This is a genomic window from Pontiella agarivorans, from assembly GCF_034531395.1.
Taxonomy (GTDB): domain Bacteria; phylum Verrucomicrobiota; class Kiritimatiellia; order Kiritimatiellales; family Pontiellaceae; genus Pontiella; species Pontiella agarivorans.
In genome coordinates this window covers 345,729-366,780 of record NZ_JARVCO010000012.1, presented here as the reverse complement: position 1 = coordinate 366,780, position 21,052 = coordinate 345,729, and the positions used below count along the sequence as shown (strand labels likewise).

Annotated in this window: 23 protein-coding genes; 12 read left to right on the top strand and 11 right to left on the bottom strand. The window is 52.0% G+C overall.

Translation table 11 applies throughout. The annotated features are described in order from the left end of the window. Window positions 1–17: 17 nt before the first annotated feature. Window positions 18–833 (bottom strand): DNA-formamidopyrimidine glycosylase, encoded by an 816-nt coding sequence (mutM, locus tag P9H32_RS14655; RefSeq protein WP_322609659.1) that lies wholly within the window; start codon window positions 831–833, stop codon window positions 18–20. 139 nt (window positions 834–972) lie between these two features. On the opposite strand from mutM, the gene P9H32_RS14650 reads away from it, so the two are divergent. Next, on the top strand, window positions 973–1,716 hold the full coding sequence (locus tag P9H32_RS14650; RefSeq protein ID WP_322609658.1) for a GAF domain-containing protein: 744 nt from the start codon (window positions 973–975) through the stop codon (window positions 1,714–1,716). Window positions 1,717–1,870: 154 nt separating this feature from the next. Here P9H32_RS14650 and P9H32_RS14645 read toward each other — a convergent pair whose 3' ends face one another. Continuing rightward, entirely contained in the window at window positions 1,871–2,188 is a 318-nt protein-coding gene (locus P9H32_RS14645) for a hypothetical protein (protein WP_322609657.1), read from the bottom strand. A 640-nt stretch (window positions 2,189–2,828) separates the two neighbouring features. Beyond that, complete coding sequence (gene mvaD / locus P9H32_RS14640; protein ID WP_322609656.1) at window positions 2,829–3,818, bottom strand: diphosphomevalonate decarboxylase; 990 nt, start codon at window positions 3,816–3,818, stop codon at window positions 2,829–2,831. A gap of 47 nt (window positions 3,819–3,865) precedes the next feature. Here mvaD and P9H32_RS14635 point away from each other — a divergent pair, with 47 nt between their 5' ends. Then, window positions 3,866–5,002 carry a D-alanyl-D-alanine carboxypeptidase family protein gene (locus tag P9H32_RS14635; protein ID WP_322609655.1) on the top strand — a complete coding sequence of 379 codons (1,137 nt, stop codon included), beginning with the start codon at window positions 3,866–3,868 and terminating at the stop codon, window positions 5,000–5,002. A 153-nt stretch (window positions 5,003–5,155) separates the two neighbouring features. Here P9H32_RS14635 and P9H32_RS14630 read toward each other — a convergent pair whose 3' ends face one another. Next, window positions 5,156–5,611 carry a phage regulatory CII family protein gene (locus P9H32_RS14630; protein WP_322609654.1) on the bottom strand — a complete coding sequence of 152 codons (456 nt, stop codon included), beginning with the start codon at window positions 5,609–5,611 and terminating at the stop codon, window positions 5,156–5,158. 248 nt (window positions 5,612–5,859) lie between these two features. Here P9H32_RS14630 and P9H32_RS14625 point away from each other — a divergent pair, with 248 nt between their 5' ends. The 4 genes from P9H32_RS14625 to clpX all read left to right on the top strand — a co-directional run bounded on the left by P9H32_RS14625 (window position 5,860) and on the right by clpX (window position 10,662). Continuing rightward, window positions 5,860–7,044, top strand: coding sequence for a hypothetical protein (locus tag P9H32_RS14625; RefSeq protein ID WP_322609653.1), 1,185 nt, complete (start codon window positions 5,860–5,862; stop codon window positions 7,042–7,044). Window positions 7,045–7,382: 338 nt separating this feature from the next. Next, a complete protein-coding gene (gene tig / locus P9H32_RS14620) occupies window positions 7,383–8,678 on the top strand; it encodes a trigger factor (protein ID WP_322609652.1) in 1,296 nt (431 codons plus the stop codon). Between the two features lie 109 nt (window positions 8,679–8,787). Further along, window positions 8,788–9,387, top strand: a complete 600-nt coding sequence (gene clpP / locus P9H32_RS14615; protein WP_322609651.1) for an ATP-dependent Clp endopeptidase proteolytic subunit ClpP — start codon at window positions 8,788–8,790, stop codon at window positions 9,385–9,387. Between the two features lie 15 nt (window positions 9,388–9,402). After that, window positions 9,403–10,662, top strand: coding sequence for an ATP-dependent Clp protease ATP-binding subunit ClpX (gene clpX / locus P9H32_RS14610; protein WP_322609650.1), 1,260 nt, complete (start codon window positions 9,403–9,405; stop codon window positions 10,660–10,662). Window positions 10,663–10,761: 99 nt separating this feature from the next. On the opposite strand, the gene P9H32_RS14605 is transcribed toward clpX, so the two are convergent. From P9H32_RS14605 to P9H32_RS14595, 3 genes are all read right to left on the bottom strand, one after another. Beyond that, entirely contained in the window at window positions 10,762–12,015 is a 1,254-nt protein-coding gene (locus P9H32_RS14605; RefSeq protein ID WP_322609649.1) for a FecR family protein, read from the bottom strand. Next, window positions 12,015–12,542 carry a sigma-70 family RNA polymerase sigma factor gene (locus tag P9H32_RS14600; RefSeq protein WP_322609648.1) on the bottom strand — a complete coding sequence of 176 codons (528 nt, stop codon included), beginning with the start codon at window positions 12,540–12,542 and terminating at the stop codon, window positions 12,015–12,017. The genes P9H32_RS14605 and P9H32_RS14600 overlap by 1 nt, the downstream gene beginning before the upstream one ends. A gap of 117 nt (window positions 12,543–12,659) precedes the next feature. Then, window positions 12,660–14,153 (bottom strand): DUF1266 domain-containing protein, encoded by a 1,494-nt coding sequence (locus tag P9H32_RS14595; protein WP_322609647.1) that lies wholly within the window; start codon window positions 14,151–14,153, stop codon window positions 12,660–12,662. A gap of 55 nt (window positions 14,154–14,208) precedes the next feature. Here P9H32_RS14595 and P9H32_RS14590 point away from each other — a divergent pair, with 55 nt between their 5' ends. From P9H32_RS14590 to P9H32_RS14565, 6 genes are all read left to right on the top strand, one after another. After that, window positions 14,209–15,033 (top strand): purine-nucleoside phosphorylase, encoded by an 825-nt coding sequence (locus P9H32_RS14590; protein ID WP_322609646.1) that lies wholly within the window; start codon window positions 14,209–14,211, stop codon window positions 15,031–15,033. Next, entirely contained in the window at window positions 15,023–15,418 is a 396-nt protein-coding gene (locus P9H32_RS14585; RefSeq protein WP_322609645.1) for a cytidine deaminase, read from the top strand. Before P9H32_RS14590 ends, P9H32_RS14585 begins: the two co-directional genes overlap by 11 nt. Next, window positions 15,411–15,908: a SixA phosphatase family protein gene (locus P9H32_RS14580; RefSeq protein ID WP_322609644.1), complete on the top strand. Its 498-nt coding sequence runs from the start codon at window positions 15,411–15,413 to the stop codon at window positions 15,906–15,908. The genes P9H32_RS14585 and P9H32_RS14580 overlap by 8 nt, the downstream gene beginning before the upstream one ends. Window positions 15,909–16,015: 107 nt before the next feature. Next, entirely contained in the window at window positions 16,016–16,198 is a 183-nt protein-coding gene (locus P9H32_RS14575; protein WP_322609643.1) for a hypothetical protein, read from the top strand. Between the two features lie 80 nt (window positions 16,199–16,278). After that, window positions 16,279–16,794, top strand: a complete 516-nt coding sequence (locus tag P9H32_RS14570) for a shikimate kinase (RefSeq protein WP_322609642.1) — start codon at window positions 16,279–16,281, stop codon at window positions 16,792–16,794. 68 nt (window positions 16,795–16,862) lie between these two features. After that, window positions 16,863–17,864, top strand: a complete 1,002-nt coding sequence (locus P9H32_RS14565; RefSeq protein WP_322609641.1) for a tetratricopeptide repeat protein — start codon at window positions 16,863–16,865, stop codon at window positions 17,862–17,864. Between the two features lie 74 nt (window positions 17,865–17,938). On the opposite strand, the gene P9H32_RS14560 is transcribed toward P9H32_RS14565, so the two are convergent. Genes P9H32_RS14560 through P9H32_RS14545 form a run of 4 tightly spaced genes read right to left on the bottom strand, consistent with a single transcriptional unit; the run spans window position 17,939 to window position 20,897 of the window. Then, window positions 17,939–18,628: a CpXC domain-containing protein gene (locus P9H32_RS14560; protein ID WP_322609640.1), complete on the bottom strand. Its 690-nt coding sequence runs from the start codon at window positions 18,626–18,628 to the stop codon at window positions 17,939–17,941. After that, the gene (locus tag P9H32_RS14555) at window positions 18,625–19,617 is read right to left on the bottom strand and encodes a serine/threonine protein kinase (protein ID WP_322609639.1); all 993 of its coding nucleotides are present in this window, start codon (window positions 19,615–19,617) and stop codon (window positions 18,625–18,627) included. Before P9H32_RS14555 ends, P9H32_RS14560 begins: the two co-directional genes overlap by 4 nt. After that, window positions 19,614–20,273 carry an HAD family hydrolase gene (locus tag P9H32_RS14550; protein ID WP_322609638.1) on the bottom strand — a complete coding sequence of 220 codons (660 nt, stop codon included), beginning with the start codon at window positions 20,271–20,273 and terminating at the stop codon, window positions 19,614–19,616. The genes P9H32_RS14555 and P9H32_RS14550 overlap by 4 nt, the downstream gene beginning before the upstream one ends. A gap of 15 nt (window positions 20,274–20,288) precedes the next feature. Beyond that, window positions 20,289–20,897, bottom strand: a complete 609-nt coding sequence (locus tag P9H32_RS14545) for a hypothetical protein (protein WP_322609637.1) — start codon at window positions 20,895–20,897, stop codon at window positions 20,289–20,291. Window positions 20,898–21,052 lie beyond the last annotated feature (155 nt).

The following is a 21,052-nucleotide window of genomic DNA, read 5'->3' as shown; positions in this document are numbered from 1 at the left end:
GATCGATATAATTCTATCTATAACACCTGACATCGCGGGCAGAATGTGGTGCCCCGCTGAGCCACAATCCTTTTTTCAAGAACCGTTTTACACCGAAAGCACGGTCTGCCGGCTTTTCCATAGGCCCTGACTTCACCCCGATTTTCTCCGGAGTCGCCATCGACCTGCCGGTAGTTGGTCTTACCGTCTCCCAGCGAGGTTCCGCGGTTTCTGACCCCCTGCCGCAACACCTCTTTAACGGCTTTGAACAGTTTTTTACCTTCCGTATCAGAAAGTGAATCAGCATGTCGTTCCGGGTGAATCCGCGCATACCAGAGCGCCTCGTCGGCATAGATATTTCCAAGTCCAGCCACCACAGACTGGTCCAACAGTAACGCTTTGATCGCGCGCTTACTTTTCTGCAGTTGCTGCGAAAAATAAGTAAGGGAAAAACACCGCGTCAGCGCATCGGGCCCCAGAGCCCCCAGAATTACCTGCGGGTCATCAACGAGTTTCCAGCGGCCGAACTTTCGGGTGTCCCGATAATAGAGCGTCAGTCCATCTGACAATCCGAGCACAATCCGGTCATGACTCCCCTGCTCCAGTGCAAACGAACCTGCCATCCGCAGATGCACCATCAGTGTCTGTCCCGAACTCAGCGAAAACAGCATCCATTTCCCGACTCTGGAAATGGTTTCAATGGTGCAGCCATTTACATCCTGTAAAAACTGTTCCGAACTCAGCGGCTCAATCATCGGAGCCCAGTTCACCGTCACCGAAAGAATCCTCTTTCCCTCAACACCCCTTCCCCGCAGCTGCGAAGCAATGGTTTCAACCTCTGGCAGTTCCGGCATATCCTCTCCTGTTTTCTTCCGCTTAAACCATCCTTCCGGAAAGACTGGAAAGAAAGCAATTTAAAAAGTGGGCTACCCTAGTAAATTTGACTAGACTAACTTGTTATAAGCTAGGAGAATATTAACAACGGAGTTGATCATGCCCTACCCCCGCCCCAAAAACGAAGTTGAACGCCTTCAGGCATTGAAGAACTACGCCGTTCTGGACACGCCTCCGGAGCAGGAGCTCGACGATCTCACACAGCTCGCCTCCTACATTTGCGACGCGCCGATCGCACTCATTAGCCTGGTGGATGAAACCCGTCAGTGGTTCAAGGCCAAGGTCGGCATCGAGGCACCGGAAACACCGCGCGACATTGCTTTCTGCACCCATGCTATTCTTCAGTCCGAACTCTTTGTCGTTCCCGATGCACTGGATGATGACCGCTTTATCCACAATCCCCTCGTGACCACCGACCCGAAAATCCGTTTTTATGCCGGAGCACAGCTTGTTACTCCCGCCGGCCATTCGCTGGGCACCCTGTGTGTGATCGACCGCAAACCCCGCGAGCTGAGCCGGAGTCAAGTTGACGCCCTGAAAACGCTGGCCAATCAGGTTATTGCACACCTTGAGCTCCGTCATTTAACCTACCGCCTCGAACGGACCAACCAGGAACAGGCCAACCTCATCACTAAGTTGCAGCAGGCCGCCCGCCACATCAACATGCTCGAAGACATTATTCCCATCTGCTCCAGCTGTAAAAAAATTCACAACGGAAAGGGTGACTGGCAACCGATGGAAGACTACATCAGCGCCCACTCCGACACTCGCTTCAGCCACGGCATCTGCCCGGAATGTGCAAAAAAGATCTACCCGGACTATTGCGAACCCAAAGCCCCGTAGAAATTCATTGAGCTCAGCCTGTCGGACAAAAAAAGCGGGATTCTGCTCATTGACCGATGATAATCCGTTTTCATAGCGCAAGAAGGCACGTGCTCTGAAGGACACCAAGAAATTGAGACGTGCGACACTGCACCAAGCACCAAACGAATGAGTTCTAAAAAATATATGAATATAGCTGAGGAATGATCGGCGAGGTAGCACAGCCTAAAAGGAGAAGGATATACATTCCCAATACCGCATACATCTCCATTCTAGATGCAGGAACCTCCCAGGCCCGGTCCCAGATTTCTCGAAGAAAGTGAGCCTGATTCACTTCATTCTGGATATCAAACAGGTTTAAGGAACATTCCATTCTCTTCAACATTTCCGGTCGATAACGGCCCATTTCAAAATCTCTTTTACCCTCTTTTCTGAGCCGTAAAATCATCCCGGACATATTGTCCTCCCTCTTTGCTCCGGCAAACATCGCCATTCCCAGAACAACGAAAAAAACGCATATGTAGGTTGATCATGGCGGCAAAAGGACTTCACATAAAAAAGACTCATCAACAGACCGGTCACAATCCGATAGGCCAACCGTGTATGAGGTTTGTGCAGAAAAATCAAATGCTCAACGACGGAGTATCCATCGAACGGTTTCACCGGCACCAGATTCATGGCGGAGACAAAAATAAGGGCAATTTGCAAAAACAGTAAGTCCGTAAATTCCACTATAAGAACCGCTGATTAAACATAATACAGCAATCCCCCAGCCGAACAGAGGGCCAAACAGGGATACGAACGCCTTCCTTCCGGCAGACAATCCCTCAACGCCCAAAGCAAGTGGACCCAAAATACCGATCCCGAATGATGCGGCCTCGCTTCCTGTAATACGCATACCAAGGTAATGACCTGACCAGAGCGACCACTGTCCATCCCAACGAGATCTCATGGTGCCCCATAAGATTGAGCATTCCGGCTAAATCAATGTAAGAAAATTAGCTCCGACTTTATTCCATTGCGTCGCAGAGACGGACAGTGACTGCAAGCAGTCAAGAATATCGTCTGCAGAATACAGCCTCCCCGACAAGCCTGAGCGTTATTCCCGGATCTTCTTCAGCCATACAGCAGCATCATCCGAACGGCTGAATGATCCGGAGGTCTGGGAAGGCGGCGATTACATCGGAGGCCACTGATTCCAGAAACAGCAGTTTAATATTCGGACCGGCATCGATGGTGAGAAAAAGTTCAAGCCCCTCCCCGCGCAGACGCTGAACGGTGTGAATGATTTCAAGCGATTCCGGCTGCAGATAAATAAGCGGCGGCCAGGCAGCCAACATTGTGGCATGCATTGAAAGCGCATTGTGCTCTGCCGTTTTTCCAAGCATTGGAAAGTCCTTTTCCCGGATAGAGAGACGAATGGCTTCAAGATCGGCATCCGCCTGCGCAGGCCAGCTGTTATACAGCTCAGACGTTGCGACAGTCCGGTTCATACCTTCACGCGAACCGACCGGCTTGTGAACATTGGAAACTTCAAGAATACCGACCCGCAACTCCGGCCATTCTGCATCAATCCGCTCTGCATAGGAATCGCTGCCGTCATCATCGGTACCGGCATACCACTGAACAAATCCGCTGTAAACCGAGCGCGCAGCACTGCCGCTGCCGAGCCGGGCGATTAATGACAGCATGCGCCGGCCGAGCCCCCAACCCGCCAAATCGTTCAATGCCAGAACCAGGGCCGCGAAGCCCGATGCTGAGGATGCCAGCCCCGCGGCCGTTGGAATACTGTTCTGCGTCCGAACTTCAAAATGCGCTCCAACCATTGGAAACAGCTTCAGAAAATCAACCGTTCGTTTATAAAAGAGCGTTTCGGACCCCATCGCTTCACCATTCAGAAAAACCGAATCCTCAGCGGCCACGCGGATTTCAGTTTTTGTTCCGAGATCACCCAGCGAAACCGACAGGCTGGACGTTGCCGGCAGGTTGAGTTCGGCATTGCGTTTTCCCCAGTATTTGGAAAGCGCAATGTTCGCCGGAGCAAAGGCCGAGCCCTTCTCCGACAGCTGCGTCTCAGTACCGGCCAAGACGTTTTTGATAAATTGGGTTTGAATCTGGCTCATGAATTCCCTGTGATATTATGGATTTACTAAAAGGAATACCGTTCTATATGAAGAAAAGCAACGTCACATTCATTGCCCTCGCCCTTATTGCCATTCACGTTCTCGTCTTTATGTTCGTCATCGGCACAAAAAATACAAATTCCCAACCAGACCGGACCAAATCCACACCACAACCAATCGCAGCAGCAGAACCCATTGAGCTTCCGGAATTTAAGGTTCCCGAAGTGGCCATTCCTGAAGCGCCCGCCATTGCCCCGATGCCGGAACCCGTAATCATGCCGGTTGAAGTGGTGGAAATGAAACCTGAAACACCGCTCGAAACCATTGCAACAACTGTAAACGCCGCCGGCTACCTCCGCTCCGACCGCCCGGACAAACGAACTAAACAGGTTTTTGCAGAACTCAAAAACGATCCCTACCAGAGCGCCATCGTCATAAATGCCCGCACCGGAAAGATTTTATATGAAAACCGCTCCGCCGTGTATTCCTACCCCGCCAGCGTCACCAAAATGATGACAATGCTTCTGACCCTGGAACAGATCGATGCCGGTGTCATCAGCCTGAACGACCGCGTAAAAATCACCCAGGAAATTGCCGGCATCGGCGGCTCGGGCGTCTACCTCGATGTCCGGGAATCCGGCGCGTTTACGGTCGACCAGATGCTCGAATGCCTTATGATTCACTCCGCCAACGATGCCGCCGCCGCACTCGCCGTACATGTCGGCGGCTCCATTGAAGGTTTTGTGGATATGATGAATCAGAAAGCACGAGAGCTGGGCATGAATTCCACCAAATATCATTCACCGCACGGCCTCCCGCCCTCCGGCGGGAAACAGCCGGATATCAGCAATGCCTACGACATCGCCATCCTGTCACTCGCCTGCCTCCGCCATCCGCGAACCCTGCATTACACCAGCACCAAACTCTCCTGGCTGCCCACCAACAGTTTGCGCAAAGAAAAGTTTATGCTCGCAAACCGAAACGCCCTGGTCGGCAAAAAGCCCTACCAGGGATGCGACGGCCTGAAAACAGGCTATCACTCCAAAGGCGGCTTTTCACTCGCCGCCACAGCCAAACGAGGCAACAACCGGATTGTCGCGGTGATTCTCGGTTGCGAAAACCGCAATACACGAGATATTGAAATCCGCAAACTGCTCGACAAAGGTTTTGCCGCATTAGAATAATTCAACAACACTTCAGTATATTTCACACATTGCAATGTGTGAAATATTTAGCATGCGAAAGCATATTTTTCCTTATAGGACATCTAACTGAACTTTTCCGCTGCACGTAGATCTCGCACCCAAAATTATGAGCGCCAGAGAAAATTTTTCAGATTAGCGATAAAGGCCCTTTTCACAGGAGCTCACAAAACTTTCCGCAGAAGATTTTAACTCTTCCCATTCCCGTCGGATTTTTTGCGATTCTTCAGGATCAATTTTCCCATCATTTTCGATACTTTCCGTAAGCACGTCGAGCAAATCGGAAAATTCGCGAACGATACGGCGGGTCATGTGGAGCAACGGAATTTTATTAATTTCGGCGGGTGGCACGTTTTCGACAAAATAACCATCAGCATGCTGGCAGAGCCATTTCACCGGCCCCCGATCTCCGGTCAGCTCATAGATGCGGGCCAGCCGATCCAACGGATTTTCAGCACCACTGGCATCTTCAGCACCGGTTGGCTGGCACCATTTATAAATCAATGACGTAGAGAGACCGAGGTCCGAAGCGACAGACTTAACCCCTAAATCGCTGACCGATTTTTTTAATACTTCATGCGATGGTTCCATTGTGATCTCCTGACGAGCGCAACCTATACCTCTCCGGCGCTCCATCCCCTATTTATGATTTCAAAAACTGTCTCCACTCTCGCGCAGATTCACCCATCGACTGGCACTTAAACTGCTATAACTCCAGCTTCATGCTGATTTAGCATAAACAATACAGGCCTATTATCAGATTGATTATTATAAACACATACTTTACAACATTTATAAAGGCGCATATTTACAAATCCGCTGCTAAAAAGGAGACTACCATGCGAAACATGCTGACTTCATGCACCATCATCCTCCTGTCCTCAGCCGCCTTCGGCGCGCCCCCTGTTAATGACGACTTCACCAATGCGACCGTCATCATTAATTACACTAATGGTGTATCCACCGCAATAGAAACGTCCGAGGCCTCAGCCGAACTTGGTGAATCCGCGCATGCCCAAAACGGGCCTTTTCACTCCATCTGGTGGGCATACACCCCGTCCAAAAACGGCGTACTTGAACTGAATACCTTCGATTCTGATTTCGACACTTTGCTGGCGGTTTACACCGGAACAGTGGTTAGTGCTCTGGGAGAAATTGCTTCAAACGATCAGGCTAACGACAGTGGGCAAAGTTATCTTGTTGCTGAAGCTGAACAGGATATTACGTATTGGATAGCGATCGACGGCTTTGATAACGCCACAGGCAATGCCGTTTTAACCTGGAAACTCCGGATTGGAGATACGCTGAGCCCTCCGATCAATGATGACTTCACCAATGCGACACTCATCACACAAAACGCCGGCACATCAACTGTCAACACGCTAACAGCAACGGCAGAAAACGACGAACCGGACCATGCTGCTGTCGGTGCGTTCAATTCAGTCTGGTGGCAATACATGGCTGCCGCAAGCGGGGCTCTTGAAATAGACACCTTTCTATCCGATTTCGATACTCTCCTTGCCGTTTATTCAGGAAGCAATTTAAACTCACTATCAGAACTTAAAGCCAGCGATCAGTATCAACATGACCAGAGTTATGTTCTTATTCCGGTAGAAAACGGTTCCAACTACTGGATCGCGGTCGATGGATATTTCGGTGAGTCTGGCGATGCCGTATTGCGATGGAATTTCTCAGGCAACAACGATACTGACAGTGACGGGGTCGGCGATGCCAACGAAGTGATTGCCGACACAGATCCTGACAATCCGAATGATTGGTTTCACATCACTGCCCTCTCAAACAACACGATCTTTTTTACTTCGTCCACCAACCGGTTATACACGCTACTATCCACCACCAATCTCATGGAACCACTGTGGATCCCTGTAACATCCGATCAGAGCGGCTCAGGCGGGCCCGATTCACTCATCGACCCCGCACATATCCCAACGCTGAAAAAGTATTACCAAATTAAGGTCAGCATCCCTCAGGAAGATTTAGCAGAACCTCTGTTCATTCCATAGCCGCGCGTCCTTCAACATCAGATCTTCCCTTCCTCTCCGTTCCTGAATCCCCAGTTTTCCAAACCCTGAAAACTGTTGGCATTTGATGCAAATCGCCTTGTCGACGGGCTTGACCTGACAAGCCGCTATGCGTATTGTGCGCTTTCTTTGACCAAAAAATCAGTAAGCCGCTTGTCCGATGCTGTCGGAACAAAGGCTGTTATATAGGATTCCGTTATGGGTTATCGGAACAAGCCTTGCCAGCAGATCAGTTGACCTGATTTCCGATGACCCCTAACCGATAACCGGAACTGGAAACCTGCGGTTTCCGGTTCCATTTTACAGGAGAAGAAGAATTTATGAACGTTTCAGTTAAAGACGACAGCGCTTGTCGCAAAATCATGACCATTGAGATCCCGGCCGACAAAATTGCCGAGGAGAAAGCCGAAACTCTCAAGGCTTATATCAAATTTGCGAACATTCCCGGCTTCCGAAAAGGTAAAGCACCGAAACACGTGATTGCCAAAAAATATGCTTCCGACATCAACAAAGACCTGCAGGAACGCGTGCTGCCTAAATTCTACCACGAGGCATTAGCTGAAACGGAACTCAAAGTGGTGAACGTGGTTGATGCCACAGAACCGGAAATCGCAGACGACGCTCCCGTTTCGTTCGACGTCACGGTTGATATTGAGCCGGAATTCACGCTCCCGAAATATACCGCCATTCCAATAAAGGAAGAAAAGGTAGAGGTCACCGACGAGCAGGTACAGGCCCAGATCGACATGATTCTGAACCAGCACGCCAACTATGAAGAAGTGGAAGGCAAAGCCATCGAAGCCGGTGATATGGGCCAGCTGACCTATGAAGCCACCACCGAAGGTCAGCCTCTGCAGGATGCCATTCCGGAAGCCAAAGGCATCGGCTCCGGCGAAGGCTACTGGGTGTCCGCCGACGAGCATGCCTTCATCCCCGGTATGGGTGAAGCATTGGTCGGCCTGAACATCGGCGACAAAAAAGAGGTGGAAGTCACCTTCCCGGAAGACTTCATGGTAAAAGAACTGGCCGGTGTCAAAGCCCTCTACAATATTGAAGTTACTGCTGTGCGCGTCCGCACGGTACCGGAACTGAACGAAGATATTCTCTCCAAACTCCAGGTGGAATCCGAAGAAACCCTGCGTGCCAGCATCCGCGAACAACTCGAAGCCCAGGCGGCCAACGCGGCGCTCGGAAAAAAACACGAACAGATCGTTGAGTACCTGATCAAAAAGACCAAACTTGAAGTTCCTGAAAGCGTAGTGCAGCAACAGACCCGGAACGTAATCAACGACATCGCCAACCGTCGTATGATGATGGGCGAAACCCAGGACGCCATCATGGCCGATCTGGAAAACCTGCAGAAAGAAGCTGCTGATCAGGCACTGGAGAACGTAAAACTTCGCTACATTGGCCTTGGAATTGCTAAAGAAGAAGGATTCGAAGCTTCTGAAATGGAGATCGACGAAGAAATCGCATCGATGGCGATCCAGCAGCGCAAAGATGCTCAGGCCCTGCGCAAAGAAATGATGGAAAACGGATCGATCGACAGTGTAGGAGAACAGATCCGCTTCAACAAAGCGCTCGACTACATGGTCGACAACGCGAAGGTCAAATAACCCCGACCTTTTCGCCGATTCGGGAGGCTGGATTATAGGGTTGATGGGACGCCCATTTAGTCAGATAATTCGGCCATCCTTGCAAAACCAACATAACGGAGTGTTTTTAATGAACGAAATGGCGAACTATCTGGTTCCTACTGTGATCGAACAAACCGGCCGCGGGGAACGTGCTTTTGACATCTATTCCCGCCTGCTCAAGGAACGCATCATCTTTCTGGGAACCGGAATCGACGACAATGTCGCAAATCTGATCATTGCCCAGCTTCTTTTCCTCCAGAGTGAAGATCCGGAAAAAGATATCAGCGTCTACATCAATTCCCCCGGCGGTGTAGTGACAGCCGGACTGGCTATTTATGATACGATGCAGTTCCTCAAGTGCGATATCACAACCTACTGTGTCGGTCAGGCGGCGTCTATGGGTGCAGTGCTTCTCGCGGCAGGTGCTCCGGGAAAACGCTTCGCCCTCCCCAATGCCCGCATCATGATTCACCAGCCGCTCGGCGGTGCGCAGGGTCAGGCCACGGACATCAATATCCAGGCGCAGGAAATCATGCGTATAAAGCAGATCCTCAACGGGATTCTCTCGAGCCACTCCGGCCGAAGCCTCAAAGATCTCGAAAAAGATACGGACCGCGACAACTTTATGTCCGCCGAACAGGCCAAAGAATACGGTTTGATCGACGAAGTTGTCACAAAAGCAAAATAAGGTAAGGAATCTCCCATGGCAGATAAACACAACACTCCCGAATGCTCGTTTTGCGGAAAAAATGAAAAAGAGGTTAAACGCCTCATTGCCGGGCCGGGTGTATTTATCTGCGATGAGTGCGTCGGACTCTGCGATGCCCTGCTGGGGCATCAGTCCGGCGAACATGATGAAGAGCCCAACTCATCTCAGGAAATAGGGGTTCTGGCTCCGCACGAAATCAAAGAAAAGCTTGATGCTTATGTCATCGGTCAGGATCTGGCCAAAAAGGTCCTTTCCGTCGCCGTACACAACCACTACAAACGCATGTTTGCAGAACTTGACGAGGACGGCGTTGAAATTGACAAATCGAACGTTCTGCTCATCGGCCCCACCGGCAGTGGAAAAACCCTGCTCGCCAAAACGCTGGCGCGTTCGCTGAATGTGCCATATGCCATCACCGATGCGACCACCGTTACTGAAGCCGGTTATGTGGGGGAAGATGTTGAAAACATTCTTCTGCAATTGCTTCAGGCGGCGGATTTCGATGTCGCCCGCGCGCAAAAAGGCATCATCTATATCGACGAAATCGACAAGATCGGCCGCCGCACGGATAACGTATCTCTGACGCGCGATGTTTCGGGCGAAGGCGTACAGCAGGCTCTGCTGAAAATCATTGAAGGCACGGTAGCCCGGGTTCCGCCGAAAGGCGGACGCAAGCATCCACAGCAGGAATATCTTGAAATCGACACCTCCAACATTCTCTTTATTTGCGGCGGGGCATTCGTCGGCATCGAAGAGATCATCAAAAGACGCGTCGACAAGAAAACCATCGGCTTCGGCCCGAGCAGCAAATCGGAAGAAGAACTCTCGCCGAACTTTGTCACCATGAACGTTGAATCCGAAGACCTGTTAGGTTTTGGATTGATTCCTGAATTTATCGGCCGACTTCCCGTAGTTACCCGCCTGCAGGAACTGACCGAAGACGATCTCATGCATATCCTCACCGAGCCGAAAAACGCCATGATTAAGCAGTACAAAAAACTGCTCGCCATGGATGATGTTGAGCTCGAATTTGAGGAAGACGCCCTGCGATCCCTCGCCCGCATGGCCATTAAGCGTAAAACCGGAGCCCGCGGACTGCGAGCCATCATCGAACATCTTATGCTCGACGTAATGTACGAGGTGCCGATGCGCGACGATGTCACCCATTGTATCATCACCCGTGATATGGTTGAACACGGACTCCATCCGCTTGAAGGACTCAAACTGATCGAAACCGAAAAGAAATCGGCCTAGTTTTTCCAAACACTGGAAATAAAAAACGCCTTCTGCATCCACTGCAAAGGCGTTTTTTCGTGTCCGAACCCGCGCAAAATCAGAAGGCAGCGGTACTCCTCACCGTTGATCGGCGATTTTAAGTTCAAGAACCGGGGCCTGCTCACTTTCATCCGCACTGAACCAGAAGTCGTTCCCCCCCTTATCCATCGTCAGCACAAACGCATTCCTGCCGGCGGAAAGCAGCGAGACATCCAGATCCAGCTCCAGGTCTTTTCCTTTGCCGGCACCGCCGCTGAAATGGGCAATGGAAATACGCCTTCCCTCCCCCTGCTGATCGGGATCCACCCGATACAGCCTCAGATCTCCGCGTCCTCCGTATTCCTTCTGCCACGCGGTCACACGCAATCTGAGCCTGGCCTCCAGAATACGTCCTTTCACCGCGCCGATATCAAAGACCATGAACCCCTCTGCATTGCGCTCGGGATCAACCACCATAAATTTTTTACGGCTGAAATTCAGCGTCTGCACCAACTCCGGCTTGATCCGCAGTTTCATAAACGGCAGCGCCGGCTCCAGCTTTTCAGAGGTATCCGAAAAATATCCGGCGCTGACGATGCGACTTTCGGAACGGTCGAGCGAAGTAAACTGCACCTTGCCCCTGATCACCGACAAACGCGTACGCTCTTCCGCCACAACTTCGAAGGAGGTGCCCAGCACGACCACCTCGGCATCGCGCGTAACCACGCGCATTGGCCGCCCTTCCGGCTGTCGGGCAACCTCTGCCGATAAATACCCGTGGTCCAACCGAATGCGCTTCGCCCCCTCAACATCCTTCACATGAACCAGCGAATTCCCGCCGAGACGGATATCCGTCTGCTCTTCCAGATATTGGAACGAAAGCTGGCAGCCCGGCGGAATAATCACACGGTCCCCCGAACGAATAGCTGACGTGGAATTCAGTTTGCGAACATGCCCGTTGTTCACCACAGAAATCGCCTCACCTTCCACCGCAAAATAATCCGTAACATTGGCGATCACCGGAGCTGACGGTCTGGAGGAAGCGATCATTTCCGAAATAGTGGCCGACTGGGAAAAGATCAGCATACCAAGCGTTGCAAACAGTGCCGCAGCCGCGGCAATAACCTGAATACTCCGGCGACGGCTCCGACGGGATAGCAGATGAATAATCCGCTGCCCTTCCGCATGGTGCATATGATGAAGCAGCCATTCATCCCGCCCCACGCGCACAAATTCTTCGCGAGCCCCGACATCCTCGGCAAGCAGATCCTGCAGCGTCTTCAGTTCGTCGGCACTGAGCGTACGAAGATAATATTCCGAAATCAGATCGGGTTTGTTTTTGATCGGACTCATTATATCTCCGGTTGAGAAAGCTGAAATTCAACGCATTTCCGCAGCCCCAGCTTCATCCGCTTAAGCAGCCCGTAAATTCCCTGAATCGAACGACCGATCGTTTTCGAAATCTGAGAACAGTCCAACTCCTCGACATAGCGCATCTGCATAATACGCTTCTGCTTTTCCGGCAATTTCTCCACACAGTTTTTCAAGGCCAGCTGACGTTCTGAAATCTCATCATTATCGTACGAGGCATAGAGCGGCATAAAGTCTTCAAGAAGTTCAAAACTGACATTGGCGGCTTCCCGTCCTTTCGTTCGATAAAAGCGGTGAATCTGATTCCGCGCAATACCCATAAACCACGGAAGGGCCGGACGTTCAGAATCATAGGTTACGGCCTTTTTAGCCACAACAATGGCAATTTCCTGCAGAATATCTTCTGTGGCATGATAATCACGCGTCGCGGAAAAAATATATCCGCGCAACCGGCCCTGGTTCGCATAGAACCGGCGCAGCAGGGTTTCAATTAAAGCGGTTTCCGTCATAACACTCCCAATCAGACGCTTATAGCAACTCGTTCATTCCTAATTCACAGAAACAACAACGATTAGTCACCGAAAAGTTCAAATTACACCCCCGCCTTCCCGGCGCTCACCCTGCCCCTACGCACCACCGATCCTTCCGGACTCGATTCTTTCACGAAGCTTTTTAAATTTTTCAGGCAGCTTCAGCGGGTCATAATTATTGCGCTGACGCATATTCAAACGTTCCCAGGCATTCAACTGCGTCCATGCCTCATCCCAGCGCCCGGCCTTGATCAGCACCCGGACGAGGGTGTCATAATGTGGCTGACACGCATCTTTTCGGATGGCGGTATACGCATAGGCCACAGCCTGATCAGCATCCCATACCTCCTCATTTTTGAACATCAGCCAAGCCAATTGGTTTTCCGCACCGGAATCCCCCCATTTTCCGGCCAACTCATAGAGTTCCATTGCTTTTTCAAGGTCCTGCTCCACCCCTTTTCCCTCGGCATACAGAATCCCCAGGTTTCTCAGTGCAGTCACATGCCCCGATTCCGCCGCCCGGCTCCACCAGACGTACGCCCGGTTAAAATCTTTCGGCCGTCCTTTTCCGCGGTAATAGGCCAGCCCCAGATCCAGCATCGCACCGTCCTCACCCAGCTCTGCGGCAGTTTGATAGAAAGACAGTGCTTTTTGTAAATTCGGCTCTATTCCGGGACGACCATACTGATAATAATCACCCAGCTTTTCATGGCACATCGCCCGGGAATAAGCCGATCCCGAATCCTTCAGCTCAAGGAGAGCTCTGACCGTATTGGTATATCCCCCGTACCGGCCGAAACGGGCCCCTTCATAATACGGTTCAGCTTTCGGCAGTTTTTCGTCACCGGCATAAGCTTCGGTCGATCCGGTCAGATCCAGGTTCCAGTCAACTTTCACCCAGGGACTGTTCGGATTTTTCAGCAGCCAGTAAACCACCGGCCGAATCTCCTCCCCGCCGGTACGAAAATGATAGGACGACCAGAACATCCGGCCCGTCACATAGGCCTCGCCCAGCTCCTCCCATGACCCATAAATCCTCTGAATTTCCTGCGCTGCGGGCATGATCCACTGCCAGGCCTCCTCTTCCTCCAGATATCCTGCCGCCACCCCCCACCGGACCAGAGAAATGACACGCGCAAGATCCCAACCGATCAGCGACCGTCCCGCCAGCTCCTCCGCATACCGTTCGACAAAAGCCACGCGATGGGGGCGGAACGCATAACCATATTTCAAACGATGCAGAAAATTATTGATCCAGTAAACGGCCGGCCCGGCCTCCAAACTGTCATGAATCTGCTTAAACGAGCTGCGATGCCCGGTCTTCATCACACGCTCTATCGTCTTGATCAGATCCTCGCGACCGCTCACGTCCCAGCCGTCTCCCTCCAGAAATTCCCTGTTCCGTTCCTGCTCCCACACAGAGTCCGGAACGCCGCGCAACGAAAACAGATCGTGCTCATTTTTTTTCGTGAGTACCGCCGACGCGGCAATACCCCACTGCTTCTGCTCCGCTGAATAGTAGAGGCGCTCTTCGTCGGCAACCCCGCAACCCAGCATACCGAAAACCATAATAACGATGAAACTTTTCATATATTCACGTTAGCAAAAGGTTGAACCCGGAGCCACTCGCATCTATTTTTTTGCCATGGAAAACATGATCAATCCGGCCATGCTGAAAACCGCGACCGCAGAGCTGAAAGCGATGTGGCCGAAGTCCAACGTCAGATGCGGCATCATCCTCGGCTCCGGCTGGGGAAAAGCCGTCGAGGATTTTGACGGCATCGAAATTCCCTACGACCGCATTCCAGGCCTTGGAAACACCGGTGTAATGGGGCATGTCGGAAAACTGCGCTGCACCATCATCGATGACATGGAGGTTTTCATTTTTCAGGGACGCCGCCACTGGTATGAAGGCGAAGGCTGGACTCCGGTCATTCTGCCGGTCTATCTCCTGAAGGCAATGGGAGCCGACACAGTCCTGCTGACCAACGCATCCGGCGGTATTCGCGAAGACCTCGCGCCCGGATCCCTCGTCGCCCTCTCCGACCACATCAACCAGATCGGCTCCAATCCCCTCATCGGCCCGCACCTTCCAGAGCTTGGAACCCGTTTCCCCGACCAGAGTGAAATCTACCGCAAACCCCTCCGCAAAAAACTGATCAAAGCCGGAGCCGCTTCCGAAGGCGTTTACATCGCCACCTCCGGCCCGACCTTTGAAACGCCTGCAGAAATCCGGCAGTACAAATCCATGGGCGCCGACCTCGTCGGCATGTCCACCGTCCCCGAAGCCATCGTAGCCAACGCCATCGGCCTGCAGGTTGCCGGTCTCTCCTGCGTCTGCAACTGGGCCGCCGGTATTGCACAACATCCCCTCACCCACGAAGATGTCAACAACACCGCCCACGACGCCATGCCCCGCATGAAATCCACCATCACCCATTTTCTCAAGGATCTCGCCCGTGACGCCTGAAAAACTGATTCTTCGTGCGTTCCAGGCCCTGGAACATGCACACGCGCCCTATTCCGGTTACGCCGTCGGCGCGGCATTACAGTGTGAAGACGGAACCGTTTTCACCGGATGTAATGTGGAAAACGCCTCCTACGGACTGACCAACTGCGCCGAACGTTCCGCCGTTTTTTCCGCCATTTCCGGCGGACACAAAAGCTTCACCGCCATCGCCATTGCATCATCCGCTGCCCCGCCTCCCTTCCCTTGCGGAGCCTGCCGTCAGGTACTCGCTGAATTCTGCAGTCCCGGATTCAAAGTCTATATCGCCGATGGCGACGGCTTCCAAACGGTGACGCTGGGCGAACTGCTTCCCCACGCTTTTGACCTTGGAGATTCCAATGCCTAAAACCCTCTACCTTGTCCGTCACGCCAAATCAAGCTGGGTCAACCCGAGCTACAGCGATTTCGACCGGCCGCTTAACGACCGCGGCCGGCACGATGCCCCCGAAATGGGACGGAGGCTTAAAGAGAAAGGAATTCTCCCCGAAATCATCATCTCCAGCCCTGCCCGCCGCGCCACAGAAACGCTGGATGGTCTAAACCGCGAACTGCAGGTAAATCCTGATTCCGTTTTCATGCAGAAACGGCTCTATGAAGCATCAACCGAAATCCTGATCGAGATCATCCAGGCTCTGAACAATACCGCTGATTCAGCACTCATTATCGGCCACAACCCCTCCATGAGCTGGGCCATTGAAAAACTCAGCGCAGAACCGGGCGGCAACCTCCCGACCTGCTCTGTCGCGGCCATCAGGCTCGATTCGAACGACTGGAATCTGGCCGGAATTTGCACCGGCGAACTGCTTTTTATCGATTACCCGAGAAAACCGGCCTGATTACGGACCGATTTTCCGAACTTTTTCACCAGATAAGGGTTGCGTCGATGAAGGGGGGTGTGTAGGTTCCTCGCCTTGATTTTTCAACAAATGAATTGAGGTTTGCCATGAGAATTAGAAGAGCAATGCGTAAGAAGCCGCTGCGTCGTCCGGTCAAAAAACCGCGTCTGAAGCGCTACCGCATCAAGCAGCAGAAATCCCGCTTGGAGGGCGCCGGCTACACAGAAGAACAGCTGGTGCACATGAACACCAAGGAGATTCGCGCAGCAATTCGCGAAACCGGTGCTTAAGCAGTACGCTAATGCAGTTTGAAAAACGCTCCTGAACGGAGCGTTTTTTCTGTCTCGGGGGTCATTGTAAGGAGATTGGCATGAAAAACATTGTGCTCGTAGGCTTTATGGGCAGCGGAAAAACCTGGGTAGGCAAACTGATTGCCGAACGCACCGGTATGCCCCTGCTTGATATGGATTCCATTATCGTGGAACGTGCAGGAAAATCCATCAATGAAATCTTTGCCGATGAAGGCGAAGCCCACTTCCGAAAACTGGAACGGGAACTGGTTCAGGAACTGGCTCAGACCGAGGGCAATATCATCTCCACCGGTGGAGGCATTGTCCTGAATCCGGACAACATTGCCGATTTTGAAAAAACCGGTCTCGTGGTCTGTCTGCTGGTTGATGCCGAATCCGTCCTCGACCGTGTGCGCAACGACGACACCCGTCCCCTGCTCGCCGGCGACAAAGAAAAAGCCATTGTAGAGTTACTCGAATCCCGCAAACCGCTCTACGAAGCCGTGACACACAAAATAAACACCAGCGGCCGGCCGTTCCCGCCGGTACAGACCGCGGAAGAAGTTATTGCCCTCTACAACACATTCAATTCTTGATATTCGCAGGATGAATACCGAAACTGTGTTGACCTTTAATTTGATTTGAACCACTCGGGGTACGTTTGATGAGCGAAGAAAAAAAAGAACAAAAGGACTTTCTAAGCGGTCACGAAGCACTGCTGAACAGCATCAACAGTAAAACAGAAACGCCGGAGGAAGAAAACGCAGCGGAGACAGAATCCACTGAAAATCCAGTCCCGGAAGAAACGACCCAGAAACCGGCTGAACAGCCCCGCAATGAACCGGAGCCCGAAGAAGTCACCGCGAAGCCGGTGGAGAGTGAATCTGCTGTAGCCGCAAAAGAAACGGCGACGGAAGAAAAACCGGTTGAAGAGGAGCAGGTCGTCGAGCAGAAGGTGGTCGCCGAAGTGCCTCCGGTCGTCACGGAAGTCCCGGCCAAACCGGCTCCGAAAAAGAAAAAGCCGGCCAATCATGAGCAGGCTGTGAAACAACGGCACGAAGCGGTTGAAAAGGCTGAAGTCAAAGAGGTTCTTAACTTCTACCTGAAATACCTCAAACCAGCGGCCGCCGTCATTATCGTAGTCTGCATTGCGGTCGTGGCCTCCAGTCTCATGCGCAACAACCGGATTCAAAAAGAAGCGGCGGCCGATTCCGCGCTCATGAGTGCCCGTACGGCCGAAGATTATCAGGCGATTCTGGATCAGTATGAAAACACCCCCTCCGCTCCGATGGCCTTGATGGGTCTGGCGCAGAGCATATTCAACGATGCCCGTCCGGGAGAAGCCGCCAAACTTTACAGCGACTTTGTCAAAAAATATCCAAAACACGAAATGGCGGTCCAGGCGGAATTCAATTCCATCTCCTGCCTGGAAGCGGAGCGGAAATACAGCGAAGCGGCGGCAGCATTTGCTGCCTTCCGGAAGTCCCACGAAAAATCACACCTTGCCCCCGTTGCTTTGCTGGGCCAGGGCCGTTGTCTCGAAGCAATGGAAAACTATGCTGAAGCCAAACAGGTCTATGAAGATATCATGGCCTTTTACCCGGACAGCGGATGGGCTCAACTGGCTCAGAGCAATATCAGCATTATCGACAGCAAGCTGAAATAGACACCCCGGATCCTGAAAAAAGGCAGGCTCACATGGGCCTGCCTTTTCATTTAAATCTGTAAATTGCTTTACTCTTATTCCCCGAACTCAGCATCTTCAAGCAGTAGCTCACGCGCGCTGATGAGCGGCCCGGGAAACATCTCAAGAAATTCACCGTCGTTCTCTTCATAGAGCTCAATCATGGAATCATAAGCCGCTCGGCCGTAACGCAGAATCTGTCCAAGCTCCTGACTTTTCGTATTCTGAAGCACAAAACAGAACTCCTCATCCGTCGAATCCTCCACATTCAGTAACAGACGGTGCGTTTTAGGATCCGCCTTTTCCGGATTCCGGGTAAAAATGCTGTATTTAACATATTCCACCACCCGCTGATTCAATCCCTTTTCCAGCATAAAGATCAGCTCCACAAGCTCCACGCGGGTCAGCACCAGACGCACATTGGGCGCCTCCTGCCCTTCCGGCATCTGCTGATGCATGCGCTCAAGCGACTCTTCGAATTCATCGAGAATTTCCTCACGCCCCATCTCCTCCGTTTCCGGTACCCAATGAATCAGCATACCCAGTTTCGGATCATTATACATGAGCGGTTTATCCACACGGAAATTCAAATCACATCCTTTGCAATGAATACGATTGAGCATGTTCTGCATCAACGCATCCTTCAGCTCCGGATCGGTATTCACATTGATAACATCGTAGAGACGTACATCCTGCTTTGTCCCGCAGGAAGGACAGGTGATATTAACTGTTCTGCTGATACTCATACACTGTTTCCCATACCGCCGTTAAGGCGTTCATCATTTAAAATAGCATGATACTGATGCTCCAGATCGGCGATCTCCCGCTGCCAGAACATTTCACTTCCCCAGTCCGGAAAGTTAGCCTGGAACTTAAAGTCGTCCACCTGCGTACTGCACCATGAAAGAAAGTAAATAATACGCATTGCCCGCAGAATTTCAATCAGCCTCAACTGCCGGTCGTCAAATTCCATAAACTGCTCATAACCATCAAGAATCAGATTAATTTCAGTGCGGGTCTGATTCGCATGGCCGGGCAGCAGCAACCAGATATCCTGCACCGCCGGGCCCATAACCATATCATCAAAATCAATTACCATCAGCCCTTCGCCGGGCCGCTCAAGGATATTTGCGCGATGACAATCCCCGTGAATACGCTGCAGCTCAATGCCTTCAAATTCCCGCAGAGCAATCTCTGTAATGCGAGCGGTAACGTCTTTAAAACGGTCCGCCTGATGCCGCGACATAAAGCCGCCATCAAGCAGCATTCCGATCTCCGGAAGCGTTGTGGTTTCCGGATGCATCTGCAGCCGATGCTTCGCAGTCCGCTCCCAGCCCGCCTGATGAATCCGCCCTACCAGACGGCCAAGACGCACCCAGCCCTCGCTATCGCACAGATCCATTTCACGACCCGATTTTTTCGGAAAAACCGCATAAAGAATCTCATCAAAACTACCGATCGTTCCACCCTGCGCCAATTCCAGCGGAGCAACCACCGGAATTTCATCCGCAGCACAATCGCGGACAAAATCATGCTCATCCTGCAACGCCGCGCGCTCCCAGCGCCCCGGGCGATAAAATTTGGCAATAAGCTTCTCCCCGCCAACCGTTTCCAGTTCATAGACCCGGTTGATATAACTCGGCAACGGCGCGGTCAGACCGGTCAACCGGCAGTCCATGCCGGTCTCCACAGCCTCAAGAATGCGATCAGGTGTCAGATCGTCAAATACACTCATACATCCAATGCCTGGAAAAGATGTTCTGCATCCTCAAATGAGTCGACAATAATATCCGGATTCTCACCTTCAAGCATTTCGCGGGTAAACTGACCGTTACAAACCGCAACGGAGGTCATTCCATTGACCCGGGCCGCCTCGATATCCGAAGGTGTATCTCCCAGCAGAAACGAACCGGACGGCTGACCAGCACGCTCAAGGGCCAGTGCCGCCATGCGATTGCGATCACTGTTGTCATCGCCAAATCCGCCGATATCGGAAAAATAGTGTTCCAGTCCGCCGTGCCTGAGCTTCAGATAGGCGGTCCGGCGAATATTCCCGGAAACAAGCCCGAGTTTCCAATGGCTGGAAACGCGTTCGAGAAAACGGCCGACCCCCGGAAAAACGATCGGCGGCCACTTACGCATATTTTCGTCGAGATAAACCGCCATGCGCTCAAAAAAAAGCGCCGTTTTTTCTTCTGACAGCTCCTGCCGGTTTTCCCGGGCCAGCCGGGCCAGCACTCCGAGATCGGTCGCTCCGGCAAAATTAATATGATCCACCGATATCTCAACGCCGTACACATCAAAAAAGGCCGCTCCGAAAGCGGGGCGACCCGACCCTTTCGCATACAGCAAAGTGCCGTCGATATCGCAGAATATGAATCGGTTCTGCACCGCAGTCACCAGCCCTTAATCCACCAGATCAATCAGTTCATTGATGGCATCAGATTCGGACATATTGTCCTTCGGCTTGCGTTCAGCTTTGGGCTTATTGTTGTTATTCCCGTTATTATTGTTTTCGCCTCCGCCGTTTTTCTTCTGACGGCGGCGCGGAGGACGATTGCCTCGCGAACGGTTATTGTTTCCACCTTCGCTGCGCTCATTGCCCCCGTCATCACCTCCGGTGTCGAATGCTTTGCGGAAGGTGCTCACCCGCATCTTTTTCACCTGACTGCCGACGAGCTTTTCCGCGGCGGCATTCCCGGAGATCATTACAGCACCAGCACCTTTGGATTGAGCGGTTTTGACGAGACATTTCGCATGCTCATCCATGGAAGCACTGTAAGCCACAGCAATCCCTTCAAAATTTTTCCCTGCCGGGGCCTTGTTGAGCGGCGTACCGCACAACACAGCAATCACTTCCAGCTTTTCGCGCTGAGCAAAACGTGCGAGGCGACGCAGCATCTGCAACTGATTACGCGGCGGAATCTTGCCTTTCTGACCCGTGGCCTCGTTAAGCGATACGACGTCGACAACCAGCACTGTACGGGCCGGCTTAAATAGGTTGAATAAACCCATATTTATTTCCTTTATGTTGGCTTTTCACTTTTCCATGCACATGCATCGTCGTTCCGGCTGTAAGCGTCTGGTTGAGATTTACAGCGGTGGCGATGTGCTGCCGTGCGTTTAAAGTTCAAAAAAGTACCTCAACCCACCAACCGGCGCAAGCCCCG

What these genes read in the sequence shown, in the direction of transcription:
- mutM (WP_322609659.1), bottom strand. Translation starts at nt 833, where the DNA reads ATGCCGGAACTGCCAGAGGTTGAAACCATTGCTTCGCAGCTGCGGGGA.
- P9H32_RS14650 (WP_322609658.1), top strand. Translation starts at nt 973, where the DNA reads ATGCCCTACCCCCGCCCCAAAAACGAAGTTGAACGCCTTCAGGCATTG.
- P9H32_RS14645 (WP_322609657.1), bottom strand. Translation starts at nt 2,188, where the DNA reads ATGGCGATGTTTGCCGGAGCAAAGAGGGAGGACAATATGTCCGGGATG.
- mvaD (WP_322609656.1), bottom strand. Translation starts at nt 3,818, where the DNA reads ATGAGCCAGATTCAAACCCAATTTATCAAAAACGTCTTGGCCGGTACT.
- P9H32_RS14635 (WP_322609655.1), top strand. Translation starts at nt 3,866, where the DNA reads ATGAAGAAAAGCAACGTCACATTCATTGCCCTCGCCCTTATTGCCATT.
- P9H32_RS14630 (WP_322609654.1), bottom strand. Translation starts at nt 5,611, where the DNA reads ATGGAACCATCGCATGAAGTATTAAAAAAATCGGTCAGCGATTTAGGG.
- P9H32_RS14625 (WP_322609653.1), top strand. Translation starts at nt 5,860, where the DNA reads ATGCGAAACATGCTGACTTCATGCACCATCATCCTCCTGTCCTCAGCC.
- tig (WP_322609652.1), top strand. Translation starts at nt 7,383, where the DNA reads ATGAACGTTTCAGTTAAAGACGACAGCGCTTGTCGCAAAATCATGACC.
- clpP (WP_322609651.1), top strand. Translation starts at nt 8,788, where the DNA reads ATGAACGAAATGGCGAACTATCTGGTTCCTACTGTGATCGAACAAACC.
- clpX (WP_322609650.1), top strand. Translation starts at nt 9,403, where the DNA reads ATGGCAGATAAACACAACACTCCCGAATGCTCGTTTTGCGGAAAAAAT.
- P9H32_RS14605 (WP_322609649.1), bottom strand. Translation starts at nt 12,015, where the DNA reads ATGAGTCCGATCAAAAACAAACCCGATCTGATTTCGGAATATTATCTT.
- P9H32_RS14600 (WP_322609648.1), bottom strand. Translation starts at nt 12,542, where the DNA reads ATGACGGAAACCGCTTTAATTGAAACCCTGCTGCGCCGGTTCTATGCG.
- P9H32_RS14595 (WP_322609647.1), bottom strand. Translation starts at nt 14,153, where the DNA reads ATGAAAAGTTTCATCGTTATTATGGTTTTCGGTATGCTGGGTTGCGGG.
- P9H32_RS14590 (WP_322609646.1), top strand. Translation starts at nt 14,209, where the DNA reads ATGGAAAACATGATCAATCCGGCCATGCTGAAAACCGCGACCGCAGAG.
- P9H32_RS14580 (WP_322609644.1), top strand. Translation starts at nt 15,411, where the DNA reads ATGCCTAAAACCCTCTACCTTGTCCGTCACGCCAAATCAAGCTGGGTC.
- P9H32_RS14575 (WP_322609643.1), top strand. Translation starts at nt 16,016, where the DNA reads ATGAGAATTAGAAGAGCAATGCGTAAGAAGCCGCTGCGTCGTCCGGTC.
- P9H32_RS14570 (WP_322609642.1), top strand. Translation starts at nt 16,279, where the DNA reads ATGAAAAACATTGTGCTCGTAGGCTTTATGGGCAGCGGAAAAACCTGG.
- P9H32_RS14565 (WP_322609641.1), top strand. Translation starts at nt 16,863, where the DNA reads ATGAGCGAAGAAAAAAAAGAACAAAAGGACTTTCTAAGCGGTCACGAA.
- P9H32_RS14560 (WP_322609640.1), bottom strand. Translation starts at nt 18,628, where the DNA reads ATGAGTATCAGCAGAACAGTTAATATCACCTGTCCTTCCTGCGGGACA.
- P9H32_RS14555 (WP_322609639.1), bottom strand. Translation starts at nt 19,617, where the DNA reads ATGAGTGTATTTGACGATCTGACACCTGATCGCATTCTTGAGGCTGTG.
- P9H32_RS14545 (WP_322609637.1), bottom strand. Translation starts at nt 20,897, where the DNA reads ATGGGTTTATTCAACCTATTTAAGCCGGCCCGTACAGTGCTGGTTGTC.